The sequence below is a fragment of the Halomonas sp. PGE1 genome, from assembly GCF_013000985.1.
Classification (GTDB): domain Bacteria; phylum Pseudomonadota; class Gammaproteobacteria; order Pseudomonadales; family Halomonadaceae; genus Halomonas; species Halomonas alkalicola.
Genome location: NZ_CP053032.1, coordinates 3,352,063 through 3,371,697, shown reverse-complemented (window position 1 = coordinate 3,371,697; position 19,635 = coordinate 3,352,063). Strand labels below are relative to the sequence as shown.

Here is a 19,635-nt window from a genome sequence, read left to right as displayed (position 1 = left end):
CACGCTGACTCAGCGCCGGCGGCGCTTGCCGCCCTTGTCGGAGGGCGTCGTCGCGGGCTCGGTGGCGTCCGTCGATGATCTGGCCGTGAAGTGCTCACGCACCAGCGCTAGCAGCCCCTGGGTGGAGGCGTCGAAGTCCTGGCTCTGCTCGTCGATGCGCTCGCTGATCTCGCCGGCGATACGCTTGCCGAGCTGCACGCCCCACTGGTCGAAGGAGTTGATGTTCCAGATCACCCCCTGGACGAACACCTTGTGCTCGTAGAGGGCGATCAGCGCGCCGAGGTTCCTCGGCGTCAGCTCATCGAGCAGCAGCACGCTGGAGGGGCGGTTGCCGGGGCAGCTGTAGGGATCGAGGCGGCTGCCGCTCTGGCTGCCCTCCATGAAGGCGTTGGCCTGGGCCAGCATGTTGGTGAGCAGGGCGAAGTGGTGCTCCTCCATGCCGGGCTCGGGCTTCAGCGAGGCGATGAAGTCGATGGGTACGTAGCGCGTCCCCTGGTGGAGCAGCTGGAAGAAGGCGTGCTGGCCGTTGGAGCCGGTCTGCCCCCAGACGATGGGCCCGGTCTTGTAGTCCACCGGGTGGCCGAAGATGTCCACCGACTTGCCGTTGGACTCCATGTCGAGCTGCTGCAGGAAGGCCGGCAGCTGATGCAGCGCCTGGTCGTAGGGCACGATGGCCTGGGTCTCGGCGCCGTGAAAGTTGATGTACCAGATGCCGATCAGCGCCATCAGTACCGGCATGTTCTCCCGGAAGGGGGCGGCGAGGAAGTGCTGGTCCATGGCGTAGGCCCCCTCCAGCAGCTCCATGAACCCCTCGAAGCCGATGGAGAGGGCGATGGGCAGGCCGATGGAGGACCACATCGAGTAGCGACCGCCCACCCAGGCCCAGAACTCGAAGACGTTCTCCTCGCGGATGCCGAACGCCATGGCCGCCGTCTTGTTGGTGGAGGCGGCGATGAAGTGGGCGCCCACGTCGGCATCCGGGCCGGCGGTCTCCACGAACCAGCGCCGGGCGGTATGGGCGTTGAGCAGCGTCTCCTGGGTGGAGAAGGTCTTGGTGGAGACGATGAACAGGGTGGTGGCCGGGTCGAGGCGGCTCAGCACCTTCTGGATATGGGCGCCGTCGACGTTGGAGACGAAGTGGAAGTTCAGCTCCGGGTGGCGGTGCTTGAGCAGCGCCCGGCAGGCCATGTTGGGCCCCAGGTCCGACCCGCCGATGCCGATGTTGACCACGTCCCGGATGCGCTCGCCGCTGTAGCCCTTCCACTCGCCGCTGCGCACCGCCTCCGAGAACTGGCGGATCTGCTCCCGGGTGCGCTGGATCTCCGGCATCACGTCCTGGCCGTCCACCATCAGCGGCCCCTCGGCGAGGTTGCGCAGGGCGGTGTGCAGCACCGGGCGGTCCTCGGTGACGTTGATGATGTCCCCGGAGAACATCTGGGCGCGACGCTGCACCAGCGCCGAGTGGTTGGCCAGCTCGATCAGCCGGTCGAGCACCGCGTCGGAGACCTGGTGCTTGGAGTAGTCGAGGAAGAGGCCGCCGACGCGCAGGCTCATCTTCTCGAAACGCTGGGGATCGGCGGTGAAGTAGTCGCGGATGCGGTCGTTGGCGGTCTGCTCATGCAGGCGCTTGAGTGCCTGCCAGGTCACGCTGCGGGTCAGCTGGAACATCGGAAGCCTCGCCTCTTGTCATTGATGGGGTCGATGGGAGCCGGGTCGGGAGTGTCAGTCGGCGTTGCGGGTCGAGACCCAGGCGCTGGCGTCGGGAATGGTCATCTCGTAGGCCGATTCCAGCCAGGGCGAGCTGATCAGGAAGTCGGCGCTGGCGGCGTTGCAGGCCACGGGGATGTTCCACAGGGCGGCGAGTCGCAGCAGCGCCTTGACGTCGGGATCATGGGGTTGGGGGGCGAAGGGGTCCCAGAAGAAGATCAGCAGGTCGAGCCGCTGCTCGGCGATCAGAGCGCCGATCTGCTGGTCGCCGCCCAGCGGTCCGCTCAGCAGTCCCTTCACGGGGAGCCCCAGCGCCTTGCCCACCCGACCCGCGGTGGTGCCGGTGCCGGTCAGCTCGTGGCGGGCCAGGGTCGCCTGCCAGCGTGCCGCCCACGCCAGCAGCTCGTCCTTCTTGCCGTCATGGGCGACCAGCGCGATGCGCTTGCGGGCGGGCAGGGTGCGGGTCACGGTGTGCTGCGGACGTGGGTCGCTCATGGTGTTACGCCTCGAGGATCTTCAGGGTATTGGTGCCGCCGTGGGCGTTCATGTGGTCGCCGCGGGTCAGGATCACGTGGTCGCCGGGGGCGGCGATGCCCTTCTCCACCAGCAGCGCCAGCGCCCGGTCGTTGAGCTCGGTGGGGGCCATGTCCTGGGTATCGAAGGGCAGCGAGACCACCCCACGGTAGAGCGCCATGCGCCGCTGCGCCACCGGGCTGTGGGCGAGACCGACGATGGGCAGGCCGGAGCGGATGCGCGAGGCGATCAGCGGCGTGTAGCCGGTGGAGGTCATGCAAGCGATGGCCGCCACGCCCGAGAGGTGGTTGGCGGCGTACATGGCGGAGAGCGCGATGGTCTCGTCGATGCGCGAGAAACCCTCGTGGATGCGGTGGCCGGAGGCCTGGGCGACCCTCTCCCGCTCGGCGCCCAGGCAGACCCGGTCCATGGCCTCGATGGTCTCCACCGGGAAGCGCCCGGCGGCGGTCTCGGCGGAGAGCATCACCGCGTCGGTGCCGTCGAGCACGGCGTTGGCCACGTCGAACACCTCGGCCCGGGTGGGCAGCGGCGCTTCGATCATCGACTCCATCATCTGGGTGGCGGTGATCACCGCCCGATTGAGGGTGCGGGCGCGCTTGATGATGCGCTTCTGCATGCCGATCAGCTGGGCGTCGCCGATCTCCACGCCGAGATCGCCGCGAGCCACCATCACCGCTTCAGAGGCCTCGATGATGCCGTCCAGGGTCGCCTCACAGGCCACGGCCTCGGCGCGCTCCAGCTTGGCCACCAGGCCGATCTCGCGCCCGGCCTCGCCGAGCAGCGCGCGGGCCTCGGCCATGTCGGCGGCGCTGCGCGGAAACGACACCGCCAGGTAGTCGACGCCGATCGCGACGGCGGTGGCGAGGTCGGCGCGGTCCTTGTCGGTGAGGGCCGGGGCCGAGAGGCCGCCGCCCTGCTTGTTGATGCCCTTGTTGTTGGAGAGCTTGCCGCCCACCACCACGCGGGTGTGAATCTCGCGCCCCTGGATGGCGGTGACGTCGAGCACCACCCGGCCGTCGTCGAGCAGCAGGCGGTCGCCGGGGACGACGTCGTCGATCAGCTGCTGGTAGTCGCAGCCGACCCGCTCCGGCGTGCCGGCGTTGCCGTCGAGCGCCATGTCGAGCACGAAGGGGGCGCCCTCGGCGAGCTCGACGGCGCCCTCGGCGAAGCGGGCGATGCGGATCTTGGGCCCCTGGAGATCGCCGAGGGCGGCCACGCTTCTGCCCAGGCGGTCGGCGATCTCGCGGACCCGCACCAGGCGCTGGCGGTGGTCGTCGGCCGAGCCGTGGGAGAAGTTGAGGCGCACGACGTCGACGCCGGCCGCGATCATGGCCTCCAGCACGCCCTCGCGGTCGCTGGCCGGGCCCAGGGTGGCGACGATCTTGGTGCGGCGGATGGGGTCATGGATGGAGGAGTGGTGAGGCTGGCTCGACATCGCGGTCTCCTGGGGCAAGGGGCTGGGTGTCCAGAATAGCGGGTTATCTGTAAGTTTACTACCAATCGGACGGAGATCTGGTTCGTGATAAGTGTCATTTCCCAGATAATGGTTAGTTTTTAAGCGTTATGAATGTAAACTTACCAAAATAATCTTGAATCCTTCCCTCCGCTGAGGCACATTGCGGAGAGGACGAGCCCGTGGGCAAGTCGGGCGGCGACCGGCCGCCACCTCCGCCGACCGGCTCCCCCCGGACCACGACAAGATCACAACAGGGCCACCGCCTGGGAGGAGAGAACCATGACCCTCAAGATTGCCATCAATGGCTTCGGCCGCATCGGGCGCAACGTGCTGCGCGCCCTCTACGAGAACGGCTATCGCCACCGCGTGCAGGTGGTGGCCATCAACGACCTGGGGGATCCCGCCCTCAACGCCCACCTGCTGCGCCACGACACCGTGCATGGCCACTTCCCCTTCCCGGTGGAGCATGACGAGCAGAGCCTGCGCGTTGACGGCGATCGCATCGCCATCCTCTCCGAGCGCGACCCGGCGGCGCTGCCCTGGAAGTCGCTTGGCGTCGATCTGGTGATGGAGTGCACGGGCCTGTTCACCCAGCGTGCCGCCGCCGCCAAGCACCTCGCGGCCGGCGCCCGGCGGGTGCTGATCTCCGCGCCGAGCCCGGATGCCGATGCCACCGTGGTCTACGGGGTCAACGAGGAGGTGCTGCGGCCCGAGCACAAGGTGGTCTCCAACGCCTCCTGCACCACCAACTGCCTGGCGCCGGTGGCCCAGGCGCTCCACGAGGCGGTGGGCATCGAGAACGGCCTGATGACCACGGTGCACGCCTACACCAACGACCAGAACCTCTCCGACGTCTACCACAGCGACCCCTACCGAGCGCGCAGCGCCACCCACTCGATGATCCCCACCAAGACCGGGGCCGCCGCCGCTGTCGGGCTGGTGCTGCCGGAGCTCGACGGTCGCCTCGACGGCCTGGCGGTGCGGGTGCCGGTGATCAACGTCTCCCTGGTGGACCTGGTGTTCACCGCGAGTCGCGACACCACCCGGGAGGAGATCAACGCCATCGTCGCCAGGGCCGCCGAGGCCTCCCCGGTGCTCGCGGTCAACGCCCAGCCGCTGGTCTCCATCGACTTCAACCACGACGCCCACTCCTCCACCTTCGATGCCAACCACACCCGGGTGAACGGTCGCCTGGTGAAGGTGATGGCCTGGTACGACAACGAGTGGGGCTTCTCCAACCGCATGCTGGATACCGCCCTGGCGATGCAGGCGGTGAGCGACGCCAAGCGCGACGCGGCCTGATCCGCCGGCCTGCCGCCGGGTCCTGCAGTGAACGCCGGGATGGGGAACCTCCCGGCGTTCTCGTGTTCGGCGCCCGGGCGAGAGACCGGCGCACTGCGCGACACGGAGGGCGGGGCCGGCAGCCAGTCGAGCGCCATGGAACACAGCATCAGGGCCGGGCTGGTGCCCGGGCCCTGTGGCTGGGTGGTGCCGTCGGTGAGGGCTCAGGTGGCAGCGCCCACCGCCACCGGGGCGGCGCCGCGCTTGATCGCCGCATAACCCAGGCCGGTGATCAGCGAGCCGATCACGATGGCCGCCAGGTAGAGCAGTACCGGAGTGATGGCGTTGGGGATCAGCAGCACGAAGATGCCGCCGTGGGGGGCCATCAGCTGGGCGCCGACCCACATGGAGAGGGCGCCGGTGACCGCGCCGCCAGCGATGCAGGCGGGGATCACCCGCAGCGGGTCCTTGGCGGCGAAGGGAATCGCCCCCTCGCTGATGAAACACAGCCCCAGCACGAAGGAGGCCTTGCCCGCCTCGCGCTCCGGCTCGGAGAACTTGTTCCGGGCCACGAAGCTCGCGACGCCCATGCCGATGGCCGGCACCATGCCGGCGGCCATGATCGCCGCCATGGGGGCGTAGGTCTGGGAGGCCAGCAGGCCGACGCCGAAGGTGTAGGCGGCCTTGTTGACCGGCCCACCCAGGTCGAAGCACATCATGGCGCCGAGCAGGATGCCCAGCAGTACGGCGTTGGTGGCGTCCATGCCGGCCAGGAAGCTGGTCAGGCCGGCCATGATGGCCGCCACCGGCTCGCCGATCACGTAGATCATGGTCAGGCCGGTGACCAGGCTTGCCACCAGCGGGATGATCAGGATCGGCTTGAGCGACTCGACGCTGGCCGGCAGCTTGACGTGGCGCGCCACCGCCAGGGCCACATAGCCGGCCAGGAAGCCGGCGAGGATGCCGCCGAGGAAGCCCGCCTCGATGTTGGCCGCCAGCATCCCGCCGATCATGCCCGGAGCGATGCCGGGACGGTCGGCGATGGAGTAGGCGATATAGCCGGCCAGCACCGGGATCATCAGGGCGAAGGCGGTGCCGCCGCCGATCTGCATCAGCGCCGCGGCCAGGGTGCCCTCCTGCTCGAAGGCGTCGATGCCGAACACGAAGGAGAGCGCGATCAAGAGTCCCCCGGCCACCACCATCGGCAGCATGAAGGAGACCCCGGTGAGCAGGTGCTTGTAGACCCCCTTCTCCTTGACGCCCTTCGGTGCCTCGCCCTTGGCGGAGGCGTCTGCGCTCTCCACCGCGGCATCGGCCAGGGCCGCCTCGATGGTGGTCTGGGCCTTCTTCAGGGCGTTGCCGGTGGAGGTGCGATAGAGGCGCTTGCCGGCGAAGCGGGTGGGGTCCACCTCGATGTCGCAGGCCAGGATCACCAGGTCGGCGGCGGCGATCTCCTCCTCGGTAAGCTTGTCCTGGGCCCCCACCGAGCCCTGGGTCTCCACGCGGATCTCGTGGCCGAGCGCCTTGCCGGCCTCGGACAGGGCCTCTGCCGCCATGAAGGTATGCGCCACCCCGGTGGGGCAGGCGGTCACCGCCACGATCCGGGCGCCGCCCGGGGCGGCGGCCGGGACCTCGGTTTCGGCCTCCTGCGGTGGGGTGAAGGGGGCCGCCTCGCGCTCGGCGCGGGCCAGGAAGGCCGCCGGGTCGGGCAGCGCCTGGTCGATGGCGGCCTGGAACAGCGGCTTGCCGGCGAAGCGCTGGGGAGCCGGGACCCGCTCGGCGGCGACGATCACCAGATCGGCGGCGGCGATGGCCTCGGCGGAGAGCGGTGCCGGGGGCGCCAGCTCGCCGTGCATCTCGACGCTGGGCGACCAGCCCAGGCGCCTGGCGGCCTGTTCCAGGCGACGGGCGGCAAGGAAGGTGGTGGCCATGCCGCTGGGGCAGGCGGTGACGATAAGGACATTCATGCGATGGCTCCCCCCGCGCTGGCATCGACATCGTTGAGGCGACGCACGCGGGTCTGTTGTTGGAGGTGGGGGAAGTCGGAGGCGCGGGGGTTGCCCACGCCCAGGTGGCGGACGGACTCGGCGGAGAGCGCGGTGGCCAGGCGCAGGGTCTGCTCCGGGGTGTGGCCCTCGATCACGCCGTGGAGCAGGGCGGCGAGCAGGGTATCGCCGGCGCCCACGGTGCTGGCCACCTCGAGCTGTGGCGGCACCGCCTGCCAGGCGCCGCGGCCGCTGACCCACAGCACCCCGGCGGGGCCCGCCGAGATCAGCGCCTCCTCGACGCCGACCGCGTAGAGCCGGAGCGCCGCCTTGAGGCGCGCCTCGAAGCCCTCCAGGGAGTGGCCGGCCCAGTCGGCCAGTTCATGCTCGTTGGGCTTGACCGCGGTGGGACGGGCCTCGATGGCCTGGCCGAGCGCCTCGCCGCTGGTGTCCACCCAGACCGGCAGGCCGTTGCCGCGCAGGTGGGCGATCAGCTCGGCGAGCCCCGCAGGAGAGAGACCGGGGGGCAGGCTGCCGGCGATCACCACCGCCGCGGGGCGACGCTCGGGGTTGGTGAGGCGGGCGTCGAGCCAGGCCAGCAGCCGCTGCCAGGCTCCCTGGTCGATGGTGGCACCGGGGCCGTTGATATCGGTGACCCGCCCGTCGGCCTCGGCGAGCTTGGCGTTGATGCGGGTCTCGCCGGGCACGCGCAGGAAGGCGTCTTCCACGCCGAGTGCCTCGAAGGCGCGCAGGAAGGGGCCGTCGTTGTCGGCGCCGAGAAAGCCCGACACCGTGACCTCGTGGCCGAGGGCGACCAGCACCCGGGCCACGTTGACCCCCTTGCCGGCGGCCTCGAGATGGGTCTCCCGGGTGCGGTTGACCTCCCCGGGGACGAGCCGCTCGAGGCCGATCGACAGATCCAGGGCGGGGTTGAGGGTGAGGGTGAGGATCCGGGCCATCAGCGCACCTCCAGGGCGTCACGCACCGCCTCGGCGGTGGGTTGGGCGAGCGCCAGCGTGGCCTGGGCACGGGCCTCTTCGAGGTCGAACTCGCGCAGCCGCGCCTTGACCAGCGGCACCTGGCGGGCGCTCACGGAGAGTTCGTCGACGCCGAGGCCGACCAGTACCGGGACCGCCGTGGCGTCCGAGGCCAGCTCGCCGCACACCCCGACCCACTTGCCCTGGGCGTGGGCGGCCTGGACGGTCAGCTGGATCAGCCGCAGCACCGCCGGGTGCAGGCCATCGGACTGCGCGGAGAGCTCGGGGTGGCCGCGGTCGATGGCCAGGGCGTACTGGGTCAGGTCGTTGGTGCCCACCGAGAAGAAGTCCACCTCGGGGGCCAACGTCGGGGCCAGCAGCGCCGCGGAGGGGATCTCGATCATCACCCCGAGTTGGACGTCGGTGGCGCGCTCGGTCTCGGGAATCTCCTCAAGCAGGCGGTCGTAGATCGCCCTGGCCTGCCGGAACTCGCCGAGGTCCTTGACCATCGGCAGCATGATGCGCAGCGGGCGGGACTTTTTATCAACCCCAGCCGCGGGCGCCTTGACCCCAGCCGCAGGCGCTTGTTCCGATTCTGCCGCAGGCGCCGCGGCCATCAGCAGGGCGCGCAGCTGGGTCTCCAGCACCTCGGGACGGGTCAGCGCCAGGCGGATACCGCGCAGGCCGAGGAAGGGGTTGTCCTCCCTGGGTACCGGCCAGTAGGGCAGCGGCTTGTCGCCGCCCACGTCCAGGGTGCGGGCCACCAGGGGGCGGCCGTCCAGGGCCTCGGTGGCCTCGCGGTACTCCTCGACCTGGGTCATGAGGTCGGGCATCGCCGCATGGGCCATGAAGATGAATTCGGTGCGCAAGAGGCCCACCCCCTCGGCGCCACGCTCCACGGCGTCCTGTGCGTGAGCGGTGTTACCCAGGTTGGCGGCCACCTCGACGCGGTGGCCGTCGCGGGTCGCCGCGGGCTGGTGGCGGGCCTCCCAGGCCTCGGCCTCGCGGCGGCGCTGGTCGGCCAGGCGCTGTTCGGCACTGGCCAGGCGCTCCTCGGAAGGCGCGACGGTATAGCGGCCCCGGTCGCCATCGAGGATCAGCAGGGTGTCGTTGGAAAGCGTCAGCACTCGCTCGCCTGCGCCAACCGCGGCGGGGATGCCCAGGGCACGGGCCAGGATGGCGCTATGGGCGGTCGCGCCCCCCCTCGCCGTGAGCAGGCCGCGGACCCGTGCGGTGTCCAGGCGGGCCACGTCGGAGGGGCCGAGGTCGTCGGCCACCAGGATATAGGGGCTGTCCGGCGGCTTGGGCAGCGCAACGTTGCAGAGGATGCCCAGCACCCGGCGACCCACATCGCGCAGATCGGCGGCGCGTTCGGCCAGTAGCCGGTCCGCGAGCATCTCCTGGGCGCGGGCGGCGGTCTCGATGGCATGCCACCAGGCGGCCTCGGCGGAGGCGCCCTCGGCGATGCCCTCGCGGGCGGCCTGGTGCAGCTCGGAGTCCTTGAGCATCTCCTCGTGCATGGAGAGGATCTGGGCCACCTCACCACCGCGGGCCTGGCGCACCAGGGCCTCGAGCTGGTCCTCACCCTCGAGCAGGGCGGCGTCCAGGCGACGGTTCTCGGTGGCCGGGTCGCCGGCGCGCTCGGGGTACTCGAAACGTGGCAGGCGCAGCACGAAGGCCGGGGCGATGGCCAGGCCCGGGGAGGCGGCCACCGCCGTCTGGGGCTCGTTCTCGACCAGCGGCTCGATAATGACTTCCGGCTCGGGCAGGTGATGCTCGCGGCCCTCGTCGAAGGGCGCGACCGCCTCGCCCAGGCCCTCGGTCACCGCCCGGCAGACGGCCGCCAGGGCACGCTCGGCGGCGTCGGCGGGGAGGTCGCTGCCGTCGATGGAGAAGAGCAGCGGCTGGCCGCGGCGGGCGCCGAGGCCGATCACCTTGGTCAGGCTGGTGGCCGAGACCGCCTGGCCGCTGCCTTCGGCCAGGCGCACTCGGATCGACACGCCCTGAGCGCGGGCCACCTGGACCAGCTGCTTGGCCGGTCGGGCGTGGAGGCCGTGGGCATTGAGCACCCGCACCGTGGCGGTGATAGCGCTCGCCGTTTCGCCGGCCAGGCGGGCCAGCACGGTGGCGGCGTCGGCGCCGGCCAGGTCGCCGGCGCTGCCGCTCTCCAGCAGGGTGACGAGCCGCTCCAGCAGGCCGTGATGGGCGTCGCCCTGGGCCGCCAGGCAGAAGACCCCGACAAGGCCAGCGTCCCCGATGTTGAGCGGGTGCGCCGGTGTCGCCAGCGCCAGGGCGGGCTGGGTCACCCCCAGGTCGCTTGCCACCAGCCACAGGCCCTGGCCCAGGGCGCGAGGCGCCTGGTCGGCCACGGTGGCGACGAAGGCGTTCTCCACGCAGCCGGCCTGGCGCAGCCGGGCGGCGGCGGCCAGCGCCAGCTCCTGGCTGTCCCGGGCGGGGAAGCCCAGGCAGAGGGTGTCGGCATCCAGGCGCGGCTCCACCACCGTCTTCGACAGCAGCCCGGCGATCTCGCCCCGGGAGTCGGCGGCGGCCAGCCGTTCGGAGATGCCCTCGCGGTCCAGCACATGGGTCAGCTGGCGCAGGATCTCCAGGTGCTCGTCGCTCTGGGCGGCGATGGTCACCAGCACATGGACGCGATTGCCGTCGTGCCAGTCGATGCCCTGGGGAAACTGCAGCACCCGCACCCCGGTGGCACGGACGTGCTCGCGGCTCTCCGGGGTGCCGTGGGGGATGGCGATGGCATTGCCGAGGAAGGTGGAGGACTGGGCCTCGCGGGCGTGCAGGCCTTCGCGGTAGCCATCGGCCGTGAGGCCGGCCTGCAGTAGGGCCTCGGCGGCGTGGTCCAGCGCTGCCTGCCAGTCATCGGCATGGCAGTCGAGCAGGATGTCGTCGGGTGTCAGAGTCAGCATCGGGAATGTCTCGAGGGTTAGTGAATCGAGTCACCATGCCGATAAGGCTGGATCGATTCACTTGAGATGGCAAGGCGGACGGCCTACGACATTGGTCGCATCTCGGCGGGGCGCCAGGTCGGTAGCGGGTGGCGTAGAATCGTGTCACCTCCATCACAAGGGAACGTCATGACGCTCGCAGAAATCGCCCGCCTGGCCGGCGTCTCGCGCACCACGGCCAGCTATGTCATCAACGGCAAGGCCGAGGAACGGCGGATCAGCCCCCAGACCGTGGAGCGAGTGATGGCCGTGGTGCGCAAGCACCGTTACCGGGTCGATGCCCAGGCCGCGGCACTGCGGCGTGGCTCGAGTCGCACCCTGGGGCTGATCGTCCCGGACCTGGAGAACACCAGCTATGCGCGCCTGGCCAAGCGGCTGGAGCGCGGCGCTCGGGAGCAGGGCTATCAGCTGCTGATCGTCGGCTCAGATGATCGGCCGGAGAGCGAGCGCGACCTGGCGCTGGCGCTGCGCGCCCAGCGCTGCGAAGTGTTGATCACCGCCAGCTGCCTGCCGCCGGACGATCCCTTCTACGCCGAGCTGATGGCCGATGGCCTGCCTGTCATCGCCGTGGATCGGGGCTTCGATCCCTCGCGCTTCGTCAGCGTGGTGAGCAACGACGGCGAGGCCGCCGAGCGGCTGACCCGTTCGGTGCTGGGCGAGGGAGTGAAACGGGTGGCCTGGCTGGATGCCGTGCCGGGGATCTCCATCACCCGGGAGCGCCGGGCGGGGTTCGAGCGGGCCCTGGCGGACAGCGAGGCCGGGGCAATCATCGCCAGCGGTGAGCGCTATGACCGCGACGAGGGGGCACGGCTGCTGCGCGAGCTGATCGACGCCCACGGTCTGCCCGATGCCCTGGTCACGGCCTCCTATGCGCTGCTCGACGGCGTCTTCGACGTGCTGCTGGAGGAGGGCGGGCTGCCTCAGGGCCTGCGCCTGGCCACCTTCGGCGACAGCCGGCTGCTGGACTTCCTGCCGCAGCCGGTCAACTCGGCGGTGCAGGACCACGAGCGCATCGCTGCCACGGCCCTGCAGGCCGCCCTGGCCGCGGCCCGCGGCGACTATCGCCCGGGCGAGACGGTCATCGCCCGGCGGCTGCGCTGGCGGCGGCCGGATCGCCGGCGGGTGTCATGACGGCGGGTCAGTCTTCGAGGCGCGCCAGGTCCTCACGGGTCGGCAGGGCGGCGTAGGCGCCGGGGCGGGTCACGGCGTGGGCGCCGCAGCGGCAGGCGGTCTCCACGGCCCGGGTCAGCAGCGCCGCGTCGCGGTGCCAGTCGCCGTCGGTGCCTGCCTCGCCGAGATGTGCGGCGAGCTCGGCCAGCAGGCCACCGATGAAGGCGTCGCCGCCGGCGGTGGTGTCCACCGCCTGGACCGGCGGCGGCGTCACGCGCCGCTCGAGGCCCGCGCCCAGCAGGCGCACCTCGCCGGGCCCGTCGGTGATCACGATGGCCTTGACCCCGGCGGCCAGGCGCTCGGCCAGCCAGGCGTCCTGTGGGTGGTCGGCGCGCAGGCAGTCGAGCTCCTCGGTGGAGAGCTTGAGCAGGTCGGCACGATCGAGCAGGCGGGTGACCAGCGCGATGTCCGCGGCGCCCTCGGCCCAGAGGTTGTGGCGCAGGTTGGCATCCACGCTGATCAGGCAGCCGGCCCGGCGGGCCATCTCGGCCATGGCCAGGGTGGTCTCGGCGATGGCCGCCTCGGTCAGGCTGTTGCTGCACAGGTGCAGGATGGCGGGGGCGGCGAAGATGCCCTGGGGCAGGTGCTCGAGGCGGTAGAGCAGGTCGGCGGCCGGCGGCCGATAGAAGTCGAAGGTGCGCTCGCCGTGCTCATCGCGGGAGACGAAGGCCAGCGCCGTGCGCGCCTCGCGGGTGCGCACCACCCCGGAGGTGTCGACGCCGTGGGCGGCCAGCTGTGCCGCGAGGAAGTCGCCGAAGCGGTCATCGCCGACCATGCCGAGGAAGCGGCTGGGCACGCCGAGCCGGGCGCAGGCCACGGCCACGTTGGCCGGTGCCCCGCCGGCATAGGGCGTGAACGTCTCGTGGCCCTGTGCCGTATCGCCCAGCCGGCTGGAGAGCATGTCGACCAGGGCCTCGCCGAAGGCGATCACCGGGATCATGCGGGCAGCGCCAGACTGAGGGTGGTGCCCAGCAGGTGCTGGGCGCCGGGCACCAGCCACACCGGGTCGAGGCGGGTGTTGGCGGACTCCACGCAGAGGAAGCGGTGGCCGGCCTCGGTGGGGGTGTCCTCGGGCAGCGCCTCGCCGGGGTGCCAGACCACGGCGGAGTCGCTGCCCTGGCGGGCGATGCGCAGGCGGCGAGCGCCGTCGTCCAGGGTCAACTCGGCGTTGCTGTGATAGATGCGGTCGAGCCCGCCGCGTACGCCGAGCTCGCCCTGCTGCTCGCGGTCGGCGAAGCCGGCCAGCTTGTCCAGGTAGCGGGCGCCGGCCAGCCCCTCGACGCGGCAGGCGAAGGCGTCGCGCACCGCCAGGTAGCTGTGCAGGGCGCCGCTGATCTTCACCGGCGTCTCGCCGACGTGCTCGGTGATCAGCTCCACGTGCAGGCGCCGGGCGTTGGCCTGGACCACCAGGCGCGCCGTGAGCTGGCTGTGCAGGCGCGTCTCGGGCGAGAGGTGCAGCTCCACCCCCTCCTCGTGCTCGTCCACGGCGTCCAGCCGCCAGTCGGCGAGGCGTGCGGTGCCGTGGAAGGGGCCGCTGTGATCCTCGGACTCGTCGGCGTAGCGATCGTCGGCGAACCAGGGCCAGCAGAGCGGGATGCCGCCGCGAATCGCACCGGGGAGATCCTGGGGCGTGGGCGTCACCCACAGCCAGCCTTCGCTGCCGTCACCGGCCGGTAGGAAGTGGAGAAGTTGCCCCCCCTGCAGGGAGAGGGCCAGCTCGCCCCAGGCCTCGTTGGCCAGCCACAGCTCGCGGCCGGCCCAGTGGGCGCGGCGCTGGCCGCGGGTCTCGTCGAGCAGGGTGCGCAGGCTTTGCGGAATCATCATTCGACCTCTTCCATCGCGTTAGTCGACTTCTGGATTGTAAAGGGCCTCGGCGGCGCCCAGCAGTCCCGTCCAGGGGGCGGTCACCAGGTGCACGGGGATCGTCGCCGTGTAGGCGTCCATGCGTCCCTTGGCGGCGAAGGCCTCGCGAAAGCGGCTTCGCGGCAGCCAGTCGCGCAGCCGCGGCAGGATGCCTCCGCACAGGGTGACCCCGCCGCGGGCGCCCAGCATCAGGGCGGCGTCACCGCAGACGTCGCCGAGGATCTTGAGAAAACGCAGCAGGGTATCACGGGCCAGCGGGTCGCTGTCGGCCGCCGCGGTGACCTCGGCGGGGGTGGTGTGCACGGGGTTGGCGCCCTTGAGCGAGCAGTGGGCGAGGTAGAGGTCCAGCAGCCCCTGGCCGCACAGCAGGCGCTCCACGCTGACCCGGCCGTAGCGGTTGCGGAAGTGGCGCAGTAGGTTCTGCTCGCGCTCGTCGGTGGGGGCGAAGGTGACGTGGCCCCCCTCGGTGGGCAGCGGGATCCAGGCGTGGCGGCCGGGGAAGAGGCCGGCGACGCCGAGCCCCGTGCCGGGGCCGAACACCAGCCGGGCCGCATGGGGAATCGCCTCGCCGGGCTGCACCTCGACCAGGTCGGCCTCGGGCAGGTGGGGCACGCCCAGCGCCTGGGCGGTGAAGTCGTTGATCACCTTGAAGCGCGTGAGCCCCAGCGCCGCCTGGGCTTCGGCCCGGGAGAAGGCCCAGTGGTTGTTGGTCATGGTCACCCGGTCGCCGCGGATCGGGCAGGCGAAGGCCAGGCAGGCCTCCTGTGGGGCCCGTTCGCCGGTGGCGCCTACCCGGGTCAGGTAGTCGTGCACCGCCTCCACCAGGCCGGGGTAGTCGGCGCAGGGCAGGGCGAGGATATCGCGGGGCGCGAAGGCGCCCGGGGTCACCAGCGCGAAGCGCGCGTTGGTGCCGCCGATATCACCGATCAACGCGGGTCGTGTCATCGTCAATGTGTCCTTTCTGTCCCTGGCGCTTCTCGCGATGGCAGTGGCTCAGGCGTCCTCGTCGTGGATCATCCCGACCTGGCAGGCGAGGTCGTCGGCCTCGAAGCCGCCGAACACCGAAGCGCCCTGCTCGGAGCCGCTGGCCAGGTGGCGCAGGCCGGCGAACAGCTCTCGGCCGAGGCCCTGATGGTAGTGCTCCAGGTGCGGCTCGGCGCGCTCGCGTTCGGCCCAGGCGTGGGCGTCCACCTTGACCTCGAGGGTGCCGGCATTGGCGTCCAGGCGGACGATATCGCCATCGCGCAGCCTCGCCAGGGGGCCGCCGTCCAGGGCCTCAGGGGTCATGTGGATGGCCGCCGGCACCTTGCCTGAGGCCCCGGACATGCGCCCGTCGGTGACCAGCGCCACCTGGAAGCCGCGGTCCTGGAGCACGCCGAGATAGGGGGTGAGCTTGTGCAGCTCCGGCATGCCGTTGGCCTTGGGGCCCTGGTAGCGCACCACCACTACCACGTCGCGATCCAGCTCGCCGGCCTCGAAGGCCGCCTTGAGCTCGTTCTGGTCCTCGAAGATCCGTGCCGGCGCCTCCACCAGGCGGTGTTCCTCGGCCACCGCCGAGACCTTGATCACCCCGCGGCCCAGGTTGCCGTCGAGCACGGTGAGCCCGCCGGTGGGGGCAAAGGGCTCGCTTACGCCGCGCAGCACGTCCCGGTCGAGGCTATCGGCGGGGCCCTCGCGCCAGGTCAGCTTGCCCTCCTCCAGGAAGGGCTCCCGGATGTAGGCGGTCAGGTCGCTGCCGAACACCGTGGGGATGTCGCCATGGATCAGCCCGGCGCCCAGCAGCTCACGGATCAGCAGGCTCATGCCGCCGGCGGCCTGGAAGTGGTTCACGTCGGCCTGGCCGTTGGGGTAGATGCGGGTCAGGCTCGGCGTCACCGCGGAGAGGGCGGTGAAGTCGTCCCAGGTGATGGTCAGCCCCGCCGCGGCGGCCATGGCCACCAGGTGCAGGGTGTGGTTGGTGGAGCCGCCGGAGGCCAGCAGGCCGACCATGGCGTTGACGATGGCGCGCTCGTCGACCTGCCGGTAGAAGGGGCGGTAGCTGCCGCCCGGCTCGCTGTTACGAATCGCCTGCTCGGCGGCGTAGCGGGTCAGGGCCTCGCGCAGCGGCGTGCCTGGGTTGACGAAGGAGGCGCCGGGCAGGTGCAGGCCCATGATCTCCATCATCAGCTGGTTGGAGTTGGCGGTGCCGTAGAAGGTGCAGGTACCGGGGCTGTGGTAGGAGGCCGATTCGGCCTCCAGCAGCTCGTCGCGGCCCACCTTGCCCTCGGCGTAGAGCTGGCGGATGCGGGCCTTCTCCTTGTTGGGCAGGCCGCTCTCCATGGGGCCGGCGGGCACGAAGAGCGCCGGCAGGTGGCCGAAGCGCGCCGCGCCGATGAAGAGCCCCGGGACGATCTTGTCGCAGACGCCCAGGTAGAGGGTGGCGTCGAACATGTTGTGGGAGAGGGCCACGGCGGTGGCCATGGCGATCACCTCCCGGGAGAAGAGCGACAGCTCCATGCCGGGCTGGCCCTGGGTGACCCCATCGCACATGGCCGGCACGCCGCCGGCGTACTGGGCGGTGGAGCCCATGGCCCGGGCGGCGGCCTTGATGATCGCCGGGTAGGTCTCCAGAGGCTGGTGGGCGGAGAGCATATCGTTATGGGACGAAATAATGCCCAGGTTGGCGCTGTTCATCAGCTTGAGGCGCCCCTTGTCGGTCTCGCCACAGGCGGCGAAGCCATGGGCCAGGTTGCCGCAGGAGAGCTCGCCGCGGTGCACGCCGCGGCGATGCTGGGCCGCCATGCGCGCCTCGTAGAGGGCGCGCCGCTCGGCGGAGCGCTCGCGGATGCGCCGGGTGACGTCGGCAACGGTGGCGTTCAGGGCGGGGGGCGTCGTGGCCATGGGGCACCTCGGTCTCTGTGTATTTTTGGTAAGTTTACCAAAATAATCTCGGGAGTCTCCGCCATCCTAGCCGGTATTTGGGCGGAATTGTAGTTTTATTACCTCTTGTGCCGTTCGGCCCGTCACAGCCCCAGCAGCCTGAGCAGCCAGCGCCGGTAGGGCGGGTTGAGCAGGCCCACGGCGTTGCGTCGCGCCTGGAGGAAGACGCTGCGCTCGAGGCTGAAGCGCAGGAAGCCGGCCTCGCCCTGGTAGGCGCCCATGCCGCTCTCGCCCACGCCGCCGAAGGGCAGGGCCGGAACGGCGTTGTGCCAGAGGGTGTCGTTGAAGACCACGCCGCCGGAGTGGGTGGTCTCAAGCACCCGGCGGCGCCGCTCGGCATCGTCGGTGAAGGCGTAGAGCGCCAGCGGCCGCGGCCCGGCGTTGACGTGGGCCAAGGCGGCATCGAAGTCGCGCACGCCGAGGACCGGCAGCCAGGGGCCGAAGATCTCCTCCTGCATCAGGGCCAGGCCCTCGTTGGGGTCGATCACCAGGGTCGGCGGCAGCTTGGCCCCGCCGCCCGGGAGCTCGACGCGCTCGCCCAGGGCGATCACCCGGCAGCCGTGGTCGCGGGCCTCGTCGAGCATGGCCTCGAGCCGCGCGCGCTGATGCTCTCCCGGCACGGCGGTGTAGTCCTTGCCGGCGGTGCCCCGAGGGTAGAAGTCCTTGACCACTCGGCGCATCGCCTCGATGAAGTCGCCGAGCCGGGAGGCATCGATCAGCACGTGGTCGGGGGCGATGCAGGTCTGGCCGGCGTTGAGCCACTTGCCGAAGGCGATGCGCTCGGCGGCACGCGACAGGTCGGCATCGGGGTCGATGAGGGCCGGGGTCTTGCCGCCCAGCTCCAGGGTGATGGGGGTCAGGTGGGCGGCGGCGGCCCGGGCTACCTCGCGGCCGATGCGCGCATTGCCGGTGAACAGCAGGTGATCGAAGGGCAGCGCCGAGAAGGCGCGGGCCGTCTCCACGTCGCCCGGGACCACGGCGAGCTCGGCGGGGTCGAAGTAGCGCTCGGCCAGGCGCGCCATCAGCGCGCTGGTGGCGGGGGTGTGCTCGCTGGGCTTGATCAGCACCCGGTTGCCGGCGGCCAGGGCGTCCACCGCCGGCAGCCAGGCGAGGTTCCAGGGGTAGTTGGAGGGGGCGATGATGCCCACCACCCCCAGCGGCTGGCGGTGCACCCGGGCCCGCCCCGGCTGGAGCCGCCAGGGCACGGCGGCGCGGCGGGGGCGCATCCAGCGGCGCAGGTGGCGCCGCGCATGGCGCACCGCCTGGAGCACGGTGGCGATCTCGGCCAGCCGGCTCTCGGCTTCGGCGCGGTGGCCAAAGTCCTCGCCGATGGCGGCGATGATCTCGTCGCGGTGGCGCCGGGTCAGGGTCGCCAGCCGGGCCAGGCGTTCGCGGCGGGTGGCAAGCGTCGGGTAGGGCTCGGCCGCGAAGGCGCGACGCTGGGCATCGAACTGCGCCTGCAGCTCGCGGGCATCGGTCATGCACGTCTCCGTGTGTCGATGAGGATGGAAGGGGGCTCGGGCACTGGGCACAATGTAGGCCTTCTGCCAACGGCTTGTCAGCTGCCGGAGCCGCCATGTCCTCGCTTGTGTTGCAAGAACTCCCCGCCATCGAGGCGGTGCCGGCCGCGGCCTGGAACGCCCTGGTCGGCGATGACCACCCCTTCCTGCGTCACGAGTTCCTGCATGCCCTGGAGGCGAGCGGCTCGGTGAGCCCGGCCACCGGCTGGGTGCCGCGCCACCTGACCCTCTGGCAGGGCGAGCGCCTGGTGGGGGCGATGCCCCACTACCTCAAGCACCACTCCTTCGGGGAGTACGTCTTCGACTGGAGCTGGGCCGATGCCTGGGAGCGCGCCGGCGGGCGCTACTATCCCAAGGGGCTCACCGCCATTCCCTACACCCCAGCGCCCGGGCCGCGGCTGGCGCTGGCCGAGGGCATCGACCCGCTGGCCGCCCGTGAGGCCCTGGCCATGGCCTGGGAGGGGCGCGGGGAAGGCGTGGCCAGCGAGCTCTCCAGCTGGCACCTGCTGTTTGCCGAGGAGGCCGAGGTGGCCGCCTGGCAGGCAGCGCGCCCCGGGCTGCTGGCCCGCCACGGGGTGCAGTTCCAGTGGCGCGACGCCGGCTACGGCGACTTCGAGGGCTTCCTGGCCGCGATGACCTCCAAGCGGCGCAAGGCGATCCGCCGTGAGCGGCGCCTCGTCGCCGACCAGGGGCTGACGCTGCATCGCCTCGAAGGGGAGGAGATCGACGCGGCGGCCCTCGAGCACTTCTTTCGCTGCTACGAGATCACCTACCTGGAGCGGGGGCGCCACGGCTACCTCAACCCGGACTTCTTCCGCCGGCTGCGCGCCACCATGCCGGAGAGCCTGCTGCTGGTGCAGGCGCGGCTCGAGGGCCGGCCGGTGGCCGCGGCGCTCTGCCTGCAGGGCGCGCGCACCCTCTACGGCCGCTACTGGGGCAGCGAGGTGATGGCCGACTGCCTGCACTTCGAGGCCTGCTACTACCAGGGCATCGAGCACTGCCTGGCCCGGGGGCTGACCCTCTTCGACCCCGGCACCCAGGGAGAGCACAAGCTGGCCCGGGGCTTCGCGCCGCGCCTGCTCACCTCGCTTCACCATATCGCCGACCCCCGCCTGCGCGACGCCGTGGCGCGTTTCTGCGCCGAGGAGCGCGCCCAGATCCGCGCCTATTGCGCCGCCGCGACGCAGGCGCTGCCGTTCAGGGCGTGAGCGGGCCCGGCGATGGTGGCATAATGCCGCCATCCTTTTTCTCGCGACG

General features: G+C 71.3%; 14 protein-coding genes. 3 read left to right on the top strand and 11 right to left on the bottom strand.

Translation table 11 applies throughout. The features are described from left to right. Nucleotides 1–9 precede the first annotated feature (9 nt). From pgi to pyk, 3 genes are read right to left on the bottom strand one after another with little or no spacing between them, the layout of a single operon-like run. On the bottom strand, nt 10–1,668 hold the full coding sequence (gene pgi, locus HIR79_RS15870; protein ID WP_169959066.1) for a glucose-6-phosphate isomerase: 1,659 nt from the start codon (nt 1,666–1,668) through the stop codon (nt 10–12). Nucleotides 1,669–1,722: 54 nt separating this feature from the next. Next, entirely contained in the window at nt 1,723–2,202 is a 480-nt protein-coding gene (locus HIR79_RS15865; RefSeq protein WP_169959065.1) for a methylglyoxal synthase, read from the bottom strand. Between the two features lie 4 nt (nt 2,203–2,206). Next, a complete protein-coding gene (pyk, locus tag HIR79_RS15860; RefSeq protein WP_169959064.1) occupies nt 2,207–3,676 on the bottom strand; it encodes a pyruvate kinase in 1,470 nt (489 codons plus the stop codon). Nucleotides 3,677–3,976: 300 nt separating this feature from the next. Between pyk and gap the strand changes: the two genes are divergently transcribed. After that, nucleotides 3,977–4,999, top strand: coding sequence for a type I glyceraldehyde-3-phosphate dehydrogenase (gap, locus tag HIR79_RS15855; RefSeq protein WP_169959063.1), 1,023 nt, complete (start codon nt 3,977–3,979; stop codon nt 4,997–4,999). A gap of 203 nt (nt 5,000–5,202) precedes the next feature. Here gap and HIR79_RS15850 read toward each other — a convergent pair whose 3' ends face one another. Genes HIR79_RS15850 through fruB form a run of 3 tightly spaced genes read right to left on the bottom strand, consistent with a single transcriptional unit; the run spans nt 5,203 to nt 10,867 of the window. Further along, a complete protein-coding gene (locus tag HIR79_RS15850) occupies nt 5,203–6,945 on the bottom strand; it encodes a PTS fructose-like transporter subunit IIB (protein WP_169959062.1) in 1,743 nt (580 codons plus the stop codon). Next, a complete protein-coding gene (gene pfkB / locus HIR79_RS15845) occupies nt 6,942–7,922 on the bottom strand; it encodes a 1-phosphofructokinase (RefSeq protein WP_169959061.1) in 981 nt (326 codons plus the stop codon). The genes HIR79_RS15850 and pfkB overlap by 4 nt, the downstream gene beginning before the upstream one ends. After that, nucleotides 7,922–10,867: a fused PTS fructose transporter subunit IIA/HPr protein gene (gene fruB, locus HIR79_RS15840; RefSeq protein WP_169959060.1), complete on the bottom strand. Its 2,946-nt coding sequence runs from the start codon at nt 10,865–10,867 to the stop codon at nt 7,922–7,924. Before fruB ends, pfkB begins: the two co-directional genes overlap by 1 nt. Nucleotides 10,868–11,035: 168 nt before the next feature. On the opposite strand from fruB, the gene cra reads away from it, so the two are divergent. Continuing rightward, complete coding sequence (gene cra / locus HIR79_RS15835; RefSeq protein WP_169959059.1) at nt 11,036–12,037, top strand: catabolite repressor/activator; 1,002 nt, start codon at nt 11,036–11,038, stop codon at nt 12,035–12,037. A 7-nt stretch (nt 12,038–12,044) separates the two neighbouring features. Here cra and HIR79_RS15830 read toward each other — a convergent pair whose 3' ends face one another. From HIR79_RS15830 to HIR79_RS15810, 5 genes are all read right to left on the bottom strand, one after another. After that, entirely contained in the window at nt 12,045–13,016 is a 972-nt protein-coding gene (locus HIR79_RS15830; RefSeq protein WP_169959058.1) for a carbohydrate kinase family protein, read from the bottom strand. After that, the gene (locus HIR79_RS15825) at nt 13,013–13,897 is read right to left on the bottom strand and encodes a D-hexose-6-phosphate mutarotase (RefSeq protein WP_169959631.1); all 885 of its coding nucleotides are present in this window, start codon (nt 13,895–13,897) and stop codon (nt 13,013–13,015) included. Before HIR79_RS15825 ends, HIR79_RS15830 begins: the two co-directional genes overlap by 4 nt. 21 nt (nt 13,898–13,918) lie before the next feature. Continuing rightward, the gene (gene glk / locus HIR79_RS15820) at nt 13,919–14,884 is read right to left on the bottom strand and encodes a glucokinase (RefSeq protein ID WP_169959057.1); all 966 of its coding nucleotides are present in this window, start codon (nt 14,882–14,884) and stop codon (nt 13,919–13,921) included. A 48-nt stretch (nt 14,885–14,932) separates the two neighbouring features. Continuing rightward, nucleotides 14,933–16,819, bottom strand: coding sequence for a phosphogluconate dehydratase (gene edd / locus HIR79_RS15815; RefSeq protein WP_169959056.1), 1,887 nt, complete (start codon nt 16,817–16,819; stop codon nt 14,933–14,935). A 122-nt stretch (nt 16,820–16,941) separates the two neighbouring features. Continuing rightward, nucleotides 16,942–18,339, bottom strand: coding sequence for a coniferyl aldehyde dehydrogenase (locus HIR79_RS15810; protein ID WP_169959055.1), 1,398 nt, complete (start codon nt 18,337–18,339; stop codon nt 16,942–16,944). A gap of 95 nt (nt 18,340–18,434) precedes the next feature. On the opposite strand from HIR79_RS15810, the gene HIR79_RS15805 reads away from it, so the two are divergent. Then, nucleotides 18,435–19,586, top strand: coding sequence for a GNAT family N-acetyltransferase (locus tag HIR79_RS15805; protein WP_169959054.1), 1,152 nt, complete (start codon nt 18,435–18,437; stop codon nt 19,584–19,586). Nucleotides 19,587–19,635 lie beyond the last annotated feature (49 nt).

Bases quoted from the DNA above. Each gene is read 5' to 3' on its own strand.
- pgi (WP_169959066.1), bottom strand. From the start codon at position 1,668: ATGTTCCAGCTGACCCGCAGCGTGACCTGGCAGGCACTCAAGCGCCTG.
- HIR79_RS15865 (WP_169959065.1), bottom strand. From the start codon at position 2,202: ATGAGCGACCCACGTCCGCAGCACACCGTGACCCGCACCCTGCCCGCC.
- pyk (WP_169959064.1), bottom strand. From the start codon at position 3,676: ATGTCGAGCCAGCCTCACCACTCCTCCATCCATGACCCCATCCGCCGC.
- gap (WP_169959063.1), top strand. From the start codon at position 3,977: ATGACCCTCAAGATTGCCATCAATGGCTTCGGCCGCATCGGGCGCAAC.
- HIR79_RS15850 (WP_169959062.1), bottom strand. From the start codon at position 6,945: ATGAATGTCCTTATCGTCACCGCCTGCCCCAGCGGCATGGCCACCACC.
- pfkB (WP_169959061.1), bottom strand. From the start codon at position 7,922: ATGGCCCGGATCCTCACCCTCACCCTCAACCCCGCCCTGGATCTGTCG.
- fruB (WP_169959060.1), bottom strand. From the start codon at position 10,867: ATGCTGACTCTGACACCCGACGACATCCTGCTCGACTGCCATGCCGAT.
- cra (WP_169959059.1), top strand. From the start codon at position 11,036: ATGACGCTCGCAGAAATCGCCCGCCTGGCCGGCGTCTCGCGCACCACG.
- HIR79_RS15830 (WP_169959058.1), bottom strand. From the start codon at position 13,016: ATGATCCCGGTGATCGCCTTCGGCGAGGCCCTGGTCGACATGCTCTCC.
- HIR79_RS15825 (WP_169959631.1), bottom strand. From the start codon at position 13,897: ATGATTCCGCAAAGCCTGCGCACCCTGCTCGACGAGACCCGCGGCCAG.
- glk (WP_169959057.1), bottom strand. From the start codon at position 14,884: ATGACACGACCCGCGTTGATCGGTGATATCGGCGGCACCAACGCGCGC.
- edd (WP_169959056.1), bottom strand. From the start codon at position 16,819: ATGGCCACGACGCCCCCCGCCCTGAACGCCACCGTTGCCGACGTCACC.
- HIR79_RS15810 (WP_169959055.1), bottom strand. From the start codon at position 18,339: ATGACCGATGCCCGCGAGCTGCAGGCGCAGTTCGATGCCCAGCGTCGC.
- HIR79_RS15805 (WP_169959054.1), top strand. From the start codon at position 18,435: ATGTCCTCGCTTGTGTTGCAAGAACTCCCCGCCATCGAGGCGGTGCCG.